Consider the following 8,533-nt stretch of genomic DNA (forward strand, 5'->3'; position numbering starts at 1 on the left):
GTGCTTTTGCATGAGGAAAGTCCGTGCTCCATAGGGCAGGATGCTGGATAACGTCCAGTGGGGGTGACCCTAAGGATAGTGCAACAGAAATATACCGCCTAATTTAAATTAGGTAAGGGTGGAAAGGTGAGGTAAGAGCTTACCAGCGGCTAGGTGACTAGTTGGCTATGTAAACCCCATCTGGAGCAAGACCAAGAAGGGACTAAAAAAGGTGGTAGCCCGCTGCCGTCCCAAAGGTAGGTCGCAGGAATCTATTGGTAACAATAGGTCATAGATAGATGATCATCTAAGACAGAACACGGCTTATAGATTTACTCGTCATAATTTTTAAACATCAGTCTTATGGACTGATGTTTTTATACATGACTTTCCAATTTGACATGAAATTTATGATAAGCTATAATAATACCTATTATGGTAACTTTCATTAATCATTTCCTAAATTCCCTAATAATTTAAAATAATAACAAAATAAAAGGAGTGGTTCATTATTCAAAAAGTAAAAAAGCTAAGATATATCTTAACTTTATTTTTAGTGCCATTAATATTACAATTCAGTTTCAATAGCTATGTTTACGCCAGTAATTTAGATGGAGAAAAACCAAAACTTATATTAGCTGATGCAGGTTGGGATAGTATAAGAATTCATAATGGAATAGCTAAGACTATAATTGAAAATGGATATGGATATGAAACGGATATTATTAATGGCTCATCACCAATTGTAATACGAGGACTTAGACAAGGTGATATCGATATATCTATGGAGTCCTGGACAGATAATATTAAAGATGTATATTATCCAGGAATACAGAATGGAGAAATTATTGAGTTATCTACTAACTTTGACGATAATGCACAGGGACTTTATGTGCCCACATATTTAATCAAAGGGGATAGTGAAAGAGGAATAGAGCCTTTGACGCCAAATTTAAAATCCATAAAGGATTTACCAAAATATTGGGAAATATTCATGGATCCAGATGATCCTAATAAAGGAAGAATATATGGTGCACCACCTAATTGGGTGGCAGACGAAATACTTCGGACTAAAATGGAAACCTATAATCTAGAAGAAAAATTCGACTATTTTAACCCAGGTTCAGATACAGCTTTGAATACTTCTATAGTTTCAGCTTATGAAAAAGGAGAACCTTGGGTTGGATACTATTGGGATCCTACATGGATTACTGGTAAATATGATCTAACCTTATTAGAAGATGACTCTTTTGATGAAGAAAAATGGGAAGATGGATATAGGACAGAATTTCCTGGAGTGAAAGTAACGGTGGCAGTAAATAATAAAATGTTAGAAAAAGCGCCAGATGTAGTAGATTTTTTGAAGAATTATGAAACTAGTTCTAAGATTACTAGTGAATTGCTAGCATATATGCAAGATAATGATTTAGATATGGATAAAACTATTAATTGGTTTTTTGCTGAATATGAAGAACTTTGGACTAGTTGGGTTCCAGAAGAAGTAGCTGAGAGAGTAAAGATTTCATTAGAGAAAGATGAAATACTTACAATAGGAAAGCTAAATGAGTTTCCTGAAAGTTTAAGTATAGGATTAGGTATATATGTTGAAAAATTTGTCTCTTGGTTAACGGAGAGTTTTCAAGGTTTTTTTGATGGTTTAGCTAGAGGTATAGACTGGATTGTTTCCAGTATAAGAAATCTATTAGCTTTTATTCCTTGGTTTATCTTTATTCTTCTCATCTTTTTACTAGGATGGAAAGCTATTAATTTGAAAACGGGTCTAGTGTTTGCTATAATGATTTTTTTAATTGGTATGTTAGGGCTTTGGGATGATATGATTTTTACTTTGTCAATAGTATTAACAGGAGTTTTAATAGCTATAATAATAGGAATACCTTTGGGGATCTATATGGCCAATAGCGATAAACTAGAAACTATTATAAAGCCTTTATTGGATGGTGCCCAGACTATGCCTAGCTTTGTACATCTAATACCAGCGATGATATTCTTTGGATTAGGAACGGTACCTGCAGTATTTGCAACTATTATATACTCGGTAGCACCTTGTATTAGATTGACTAATCTAGGCATTAGAAGAGTGCCAAAAGAAATGAGAGAAGCCGCATACTCTTATGGATCATCACGTTGGCAAGTATTGACTAAAGTAGAACTACCTCAAGCTATGCCTACCATTATGGCAGGTATAAATCAGACAACGATGGCTGCAATGTCTATGGTCGTTATATCTTCTATGGTAGGAGCTAAAGGACTTGGAGAAAATGTATTAATAGCTATAAATAGAACTGATATTGCAATGGGTTTTGATGCAGGAATAAGTATAGTATTTTTAGCTATTATAATCGATAGAATTACACAAAAAATATCTGGTAATCAACAAAAAGTTTAGATTGTAATGGAGGTGATAATTTGTCAGATCAAATTATTGTAAATAACGTAATTAAAATTTTTGGGAACAGGCCAAAACTTGCAATAGAAAGACTAAAGGAAGGCCGGACTAAAAAAGAGATATTAGAAAAAACTGGCCAAACTGTTGGAGTAAATAATGTAAGTTTTTCAGTAAAGAAAGGAGAAATATTCGTTATAATTGGTTTATCAGGTAGCGGTAAATCCACTTTGATAAGATGTCTCAATCTTTTAAATAAACCTACTTCAGGAGAAATAATCGTTGATGGAGAAAATATTATTAAATATGATAAAGAGAAATTAAGGGAGTTTAGACAAGAAAAAATTGCTATGGTTTTTCAACATTTTGGATTGTTTACCCATAGGACTATATTAGGCAATGTAGAATATGGATTGGAAATAAAAAATATTGATAAAGATGAGAGACGAAAAATTGCTCTAAAGGCTATAGAGGAGGTAGGGTTAAAAGGATGGGAGGATAAAATGCCCAATGAGCTTAGCGGAGGGATGCAACAAAGAGTAGGGTTAGCTAGAGCTCTTGCTAACGATCCAGATATTCTCCTTATGGATGAGCCTTTTAGTGCACTTGATCCTCTAACAAGAAGAGATATGCAATTAGAATTATTGGATTTGCAATCAAAATTAAATAAAACCATAATTTTTATTACCCATGATATCAATGAAGCTTTTAAATTAGGAGATAGAGTAGCGGTTATGAGAGGTGGGTCTATAGTTCAGATAGGAACACCAGAGGAAATTTTAAATAATCCTTCTAATGAATATATAGAGGACTTTGTAAAGGATATAGATAGGACTAAAGTGGTTCAAGCAAAGGATATAATGAAAAAACCCAATGCTATAGTCTCATTAAAAGATGGTGTTAGAGTTGCTATAAAGGAAATGCAAGCCAATGATATATCTAGCGTTTTTGTAGTTGATAAAGATAGGAGACTGCAAGGGATTGTTACTATTGATGACTGTATAAAAGCAGCTAAGAAAGAACAATCTTCGTTAAAGGAGATATTGAAACACGATTATTATACTACTACAGAGGACAGATTTATAGAGGACTTAATTGATAAGGGAGCAAAAACCAAATATCCTATAGTAGTAATTAATGATGATAAAAAAGTATTAGGGATAATTGTGAGAACTTCTATACTCTCAGGTCTTTTGAAAAATGGAAATTAAACTTCTCTCTTGCTTTTTATATAATTATTAGATATACTATGTGTGAAAACAATTATTAAAACTTTAATAAAATTGAATTAATGGCAGAGTAGGTAGTTTGCGTAAAGTGTTAGAGGATGGGACGTTGCCTCTAAACGAAAAGCTTTTAGCTTGCGTTAAACTATCGCGTTCGCTGACACATCCTGAATAGTCTGCTTTCTTGATGTGGCAGTTCTGTCATATCACTGATGAAAGGAGGCTTTTTTTGTGAAAAAGTTAAATTCCAAAAATATTGCCTATTATGCTTTGCTAATAGCTCTAAATGTTGTATTAACAAGAGTGGGCAGTATTAGAATAGGCGGTGGAGGCACTGAAATCGTTAGGATAGGATTTGGTGGTTTTCCAGTTATATTTGCTGGTATAGTTTTTGGTCCATTAGCTGGCGGCATTGTAGGAGCAGTTGGCGATATTATAGGTATGATTGTGAGTCCAATGGGACCTTACATGCCACATTTTACTTTAACCGCTGCTTTGACAGGAGTAATCCCAGGGCTTATTATGATGAAATGTAAAGATAAAGTATGTAGAACTTCCTTTTGGAGACTATTAATGGCTATAGCAGTGGGACAGGCTATTACATCTATACTGTTATGGGCTTACTTTATGAAAACATTATTTGGAATGCCCTTAGCAACTATTCTGCCCGGTAGGGTAATTAGTCAATTAGTCAATATACCATTATATGCATATATGACTAAGATTTTAATAAGCAGACTTCCTTTAGCGTTAGATACTAATTAATAAAAAGCCATTACCAGGTTATGGTAATGGCTTTTGTAATATTTAGATTAATGCTATATAATGAGAGGGGAGGCGTTTTTTTAAGATGCTTCTCTTATTTATTTAGCATATTAAAGGAGATGTTTATTTGTGAAAGTGGCTATTGTTACTGATAAGCCAAGGTTTAAACTATTACCTACAGAGGAAGGTATAATGGAAGATAAGCAGAAGAGAAAGACTATTAAAGGATTAAAAGAAGTACTTTCAAAGAAGTTTAACTGTATTGATTTAGTATTTGACGATTATTTGGTTCCAAGATTGAGAAAGGAAAAAGTAGATTTAGTTTTTAATCTGTGCAATGGAATCAATGGTGATGCTAGACTATCTCAATTGCCTGCAGCTCTTGAGTATGCTGGCATTCCCTATACCAGTTCTTCGCCTTTAGGCCATGGTCTTGCATATAATAAGATCTATTCATGAAAACTGTTTCAAGAAGCCAAAATTCCTACACCAAGGTTTTCCTATGTAAACAGTATAGATGAAATCAAAGAATTAAATATAGATTTTCCAGTTCTAGTAAAACCTAAAGACGAAGGATCTAGCAGGGGAATTCATGAAAACAGCCTTGTATTTAATGAAAATGATTTAATTAAAAAAGTAGAAGAAGATTTAAGAAGCTATAATCCACCTATTATGATTACTGAATATATAGAAGGAAGAGAATTTACAGTAGGGGTTTTAGGTAACGGCAAAACTTTAATGGTTCTCCCCATATTGGAAGTAGATTTTTCAAACCTTCCAGAACATTTAAATAATATTTATAGTTTTGAAGTAAAATTTCATTACGGAGATAGGACCATCTTCCATATTCCTGCTAAATTAAAAAGGGAAACAAAAAAGAGAATTGAAAGAATAGCTATTAAAGCATATAATACCTTAGGAATGCGAGATTATGCCAGAATAGATATTAGATTGAGAGATAATATTCCCTATGTATTAGAGGTGAATTCTTTGCCAGGCCTTATGAAAGGCCATAGTGATTTGACTAAGATGGCAGAAGCCTGTAAATTAGGTTATAGTGGTTTGATTATGAAAATTGTTAGAAATGCAATTAATAGGTATTATTCAGATGATGAATTAAAATATAAAACTGTTTAATAAGATTATCTCCTTAAGTACTGTACTTAAGGAGATAATTCTAATTGTATGCTAAGAAGGACCTTCTCATCTGTTTATAAGGTCTGACACCAACCATTTTATGCTGGTTGTTGATTATAAATGTAGGGGTGCCTTCTACTTCAAATTTGTCTGTTAATTGTTTTGCCCTTTCTAGATTTAATTCATATTTACCAGAATCAATAAGTTTATTCATTTCTTCAACATTTAATCCAGCTTTATTAGCTATATCATCAAGAATATCTATATTTCCTATATTTTTTAGTTCTGTGAAATAGGCCTTAAATACCTTTTTTGAAAATTCATCATACTTACCTATAGATTTAGCATATTCTCCTGCTAAAAGGGCTCTATGGGTATTATAGTCTTTTTCTTGTATCTTATATTCAATACCATATTCAGCTCCTAAATTGCTTAACATCTCATACATTTTTTCTGCGTAGCCCTTTGGGTGTTTTCCCTCTACACTTTTACCTTCTAAAGGTATATCTGGATGTATTTCATAAGGAATCCATTCTACAGCAAACTCTATACCGTCTTCTTTTAATTTATCAAAAATACCCGTTGCTATGAAACAGAAAGGACATGCAAAATCTGAAAAAATTTTAATATCCAACATTTCAAACTCCTCCAAATTTACTATTTGTTGAATATATACCCATTGTCAGTAAAAATAAATAATAACCCCCATAAACTAATAATTTATGGGGATTATAGTTATTTCTGTTCAAGATTTGTTATTTTTTCTTTTGGTAATAGTTCTTCATAAGTGTAATCAAAGTCTTTAAATATTCCATCTTTTCTCATGACAGGATGAAAATTTTTAGATTTAATAGCTTCTATAAAATCTATATCGTCTCTTATAGTATCGTAAAACTTAGTTGCATATTTACCAATTCTATCCATTACATGAGCATCACTGGCCCCTAAAGAGGGCATACCTAATTGAGTAGCTGTTGCATAGGCGTATAGATTATGGTAAGAGTAGGTGCTTCCGTTAAAGGATTCAACACCGTCTAATAGATTAGCTACTTCATGTAGGTGATTTTCTAATCCTCTATTATTGTTTCTAAAAGGGTGTGCGGCAATAGCTACTCCTTTATGTTTTTTCACCAATCTAAGAAGTTCTTCAGCATGCATCTTTTCATTAGGAATATCTTTTAGGCCAAAAACTAATATATCTCCTTGATGAGTAAGGACTTCGGCACCAACTATTACTAATACTCCATTAATCTTAACATAATCACCTAGCTCCATTCTTAAATCGTTATTATCATGGTTTGTTATACATATTCCATCAAGTCCTATAAGCTTTGCCATATCTATGGCTTTTTTAAAATCGATAAAACTGTCTGATGAATATTTATTTTCGTGTATATGAGTATCTATTATCATCTCTATTTTGCCTCCATTTTTAGTACTAATTAGATGATACCATAAAATCAGTTGCAATAATCTTGTATAGATAAAAACTATAATTTGACGATGATTATAAAATATCTTAATGGAAAACTTATTTATAAGATATTATGTTATAATGTTTGAGGAAATATTGAAACGGAGGGAAAAAACATGAAAAAAACTAGTAAAATTCTGATTTTGTTATTAATTTTTTCAATGATTTTATCACTGGCTGCTTGTCAAAAAAAAGAGGCACCTGATGATGGAGAAATACAAGAAGAAACAGCTAAAGAGGAGGAAAATACTGATCTAGAAGGTACTACGTTAAATATTGTAGCTACTTCTGAGTCCTATAAGGAATTTTTTGATAAGTTCACTAATGAGACTGGAATTAAAGTAGAGTTTATATCCATGTCATCTGGAGAACTTTTATCAAGAGTAAGAGCAGAGGAAGGAAAGCCTATGGCTGATGTATGGTTTGGTGGAGGCTTAGATGCTTTTATGCAAGCTAAAGAAGAAGGCTTACTTGAATCTTATATATCAAAGGAATCTGAAGACATACCTGCGGAGTTTAAAGACCCTGAAGGGTATTGGATTGGAAAAGGTCTTACTATTGTAGGACTATTAGTTAACAAGGATATTTTAGAAGAAAACAATCTTCCTATGCCAACTAGTTGGAAAGATTTGACCAATCCAGTTTATAAAGATGAAATAATAATGTCTAATCCAGCTATTTCAGGAACAAACTATGCAGCAGTAAATGGATTATTGCAAATGATGGGAGAAGAAGGGTGGAAGTTTTTTGAAGAACTAGATAAGAATATCCCTTATTATGCTAAGAGAGGCAAGGATCCTCAGTTAAAGACTATGGAAGGAGAATTTGCTATTGGAATTATTCCTGCTGACAAATCAGCTTTTGATCTTCAAGAAGAGCAGAATGTTGAAGTAGTTTTCCCAGAAGATGGTATACCATGGGTACCTGAAGGGGTTGCCATATTCAAAAATAGTCAAAACCTAGAAGGAGCTAAGGCTTTCATAGATTTTATGCTTTCCAAAGAAAATCAACAAATCCTTGCACAGATAGACGGAAAAGATGGAGCTCAAATGGTTAAACCAGGAGTAGAAGGGTATAATTTAGGTGTACCAGAAGAAAGATTTATTAAACAGGACTTATCTTCCTTTGGTAAGGATAGGGAGTCAATACTAGAGAGATGGTCTGAACTTGTAGGTGATAAATAATATGAAAATAGAAAAAAACAGGGTATCTAATAAAATAGGTACCCCTTTTTTAAATTTTATTGATAAACTGATACTTCTAACAATCTTATTTCTTGTTATAATATTTATCTTCTATCCAATGTTATCTGTAATTAGCAAAAGCTTTATTGTTAATGGAGAGTTTACATTAGATATTTATAAGAGTTTATTAAATAAAAATATTATGTTACTTAAAAATAGCCTTTTTGTTGCAATATTAACTACTTTAATATCCACCCTTTTGTCGATAGCTGTTTCTATATATATTAGCTTTACTAATAGTAAGTATAAAAAAATACTTACTACAATTTTAATGTTGACTATGATATCACCCCCATTTGTTTCT

The 8,533-nt window shown here is 32.5% G+C and carries 8 protein-coding genes, 1 other RNA gene, 1 pseudogene and 1 riboswitch (1 of these 11 cut by a window edge); of the genes and pseudogenes, 8 read left to right on the forward strand and 2 right to left on the reverse strand.

Annotation, left to right across the window (positions count from 1 at the left end):
• From rnpB to C3E89_RS00195, 6 genes are all read left to right on the forward strand, one after another.
• An RNA gene (gene rnpB, locus C3E89_RS00170) (RNase P RNA component class A) lies at window positions 1-322 on the forward strand (it extends 43 nt beyond the left edge of the window).
• Window positions 323-535: 213 nt separating this feature from the next.
• The gene (locus C3E89_RS13390) at window positions 536-2,386 is read left to right on the forward strand and encodes a glycine betaine ABC transporter substrate-binding protein (RefSeq protein ID WP_236910495.1); all 1,851 of its coding nucleotides are present in this window, start codon (window positions 536-538) and stop codon (window positions 2,384-2,386) included.
• 20 nt (window positions 2,387-2,406) lie between these two features.
• Window positions 2,407-3,594 carry a quaternary amine ABC transporter ATP-binding protein gene (locus C3E89_RS00180; protein ID WP_236910496.1) on the forward strand — a complete coding sequence of 396 codons (1,188 nt, stop codon included), beginning with the start codon at window positions 2,407-2,409 and terminating at the stop codon, window positions 3,592-3,594.
• A gap of 82 nt (window positions 3,595-3,676) precedes the next feature.
• Window positions 3,677-3,771, forward strand: a riboswitch (THF riboswitch).
• Window positions 3,772-3,840: 69 nt separating this feature from the next.
• Window positions 3,841-4,374, forward strand: a complete 534-nt coding sequence (locus C3E89_RS00185; protein ID WP_236910497.1) for a folate family ECF transporter S component — start codon at window positions 3,841-3,843, stop codon at window positions 4,372-4,374.
• A 129-nt stretch (window positions 4,375-4,503) separates the two neighbouring features.
• The gene (locus C3E89_RS00190) at window positions 4,504-4,833 is read left to right on the forward strand and encodes a hypothetical protein (RefSeq protein WP_236910498.1); all 330 of its coding nucleotides are present in this window, start codon (window positions 4,504-4,506) and stop codon (window positions 4,831-4,833) included.
• Window positions 4,834-4,836: 3 nt separating this feature from the next.
• Complete coding sequence (locus C3E89_RS00195) at window positions 4,837-5,511, forward strand: D-alanine--D-alanine ligase family protein (protein WP_272876629.1); 675 nt, start codon at window positions 4,837-4,839, stop codon at window positions 5,509-5,511.
• 40 nt (window positions 5,512-5,551) lie between these two features.
• Here the strand turns inward: C3E89_RS00195 and C3E89_RS00200 are convergent, their stop codons facing one another.
• Both C3E89_RS00200 and C3E89_RS00205 read right to left on the reverse strand, forming a co-directional pair.
• Window positions 5,552-6,148, reverse strand: coding sequence for a DsbA family oxidoreductase (locus C3E89_RS00200; protein ID WP_236910499.1), 597 nt, complete (start codon window positions 6,146-6,148; stop codon window positions 5,552-5,554).
• A gap of 98 nt (window positions 6,149-6,246) precedes the next feature.
• Window positions 6,247-6,924 (reverse strand): PHP-associated domain-containing protein, encoded by a 678-nt coding sequence (locus C3E89_RS00205; RefSeq protein WP_236910500.1) that lies wholly within the window; start codon window positions 6,922-6,924, stop codon window positions 6,247-6,249.
• A 177-nt stretch (window positions 6,925-7,101) separates the two neighbouring features.
• Here C3E89_RS00205 and C3E89_RS00210 point away from each other — a divergent pair, with 177 nt between their 5' ends.
• Together C3E89_RS00210 and C3E89_RS00215 are read left to right on the forward strand one after the other, a co-directional pair.
• Window positions 7,102-8,169, forward strand: a complete 1,068-nt coding sequence (locus C3E89_RS00210; protein ID WP_236910501.1) for an ABC transporter substrate-binding protein — start codon at window positions 7,102-7,104, stop codon at window positions 8,167-8,169.
• A gap of 1 nt (window position 8,170) precedes the next feature.
• A pseudogene (locus C3E89_RS00215) lies at window positions 8,171-8,533 on the forward strand (ABC transporter permease); the annotation flags it as partial.

The sequence above is a fragment of the Clostridium sp. Cult1 genome, from assembly GCF_021655095.1.
In the GTDB taxonomy this organism is placed as follows: Bacteria; Bacillota; Clostridia; order Tissierellales; family Tepidimicrobiaceae; genus Schnuerera.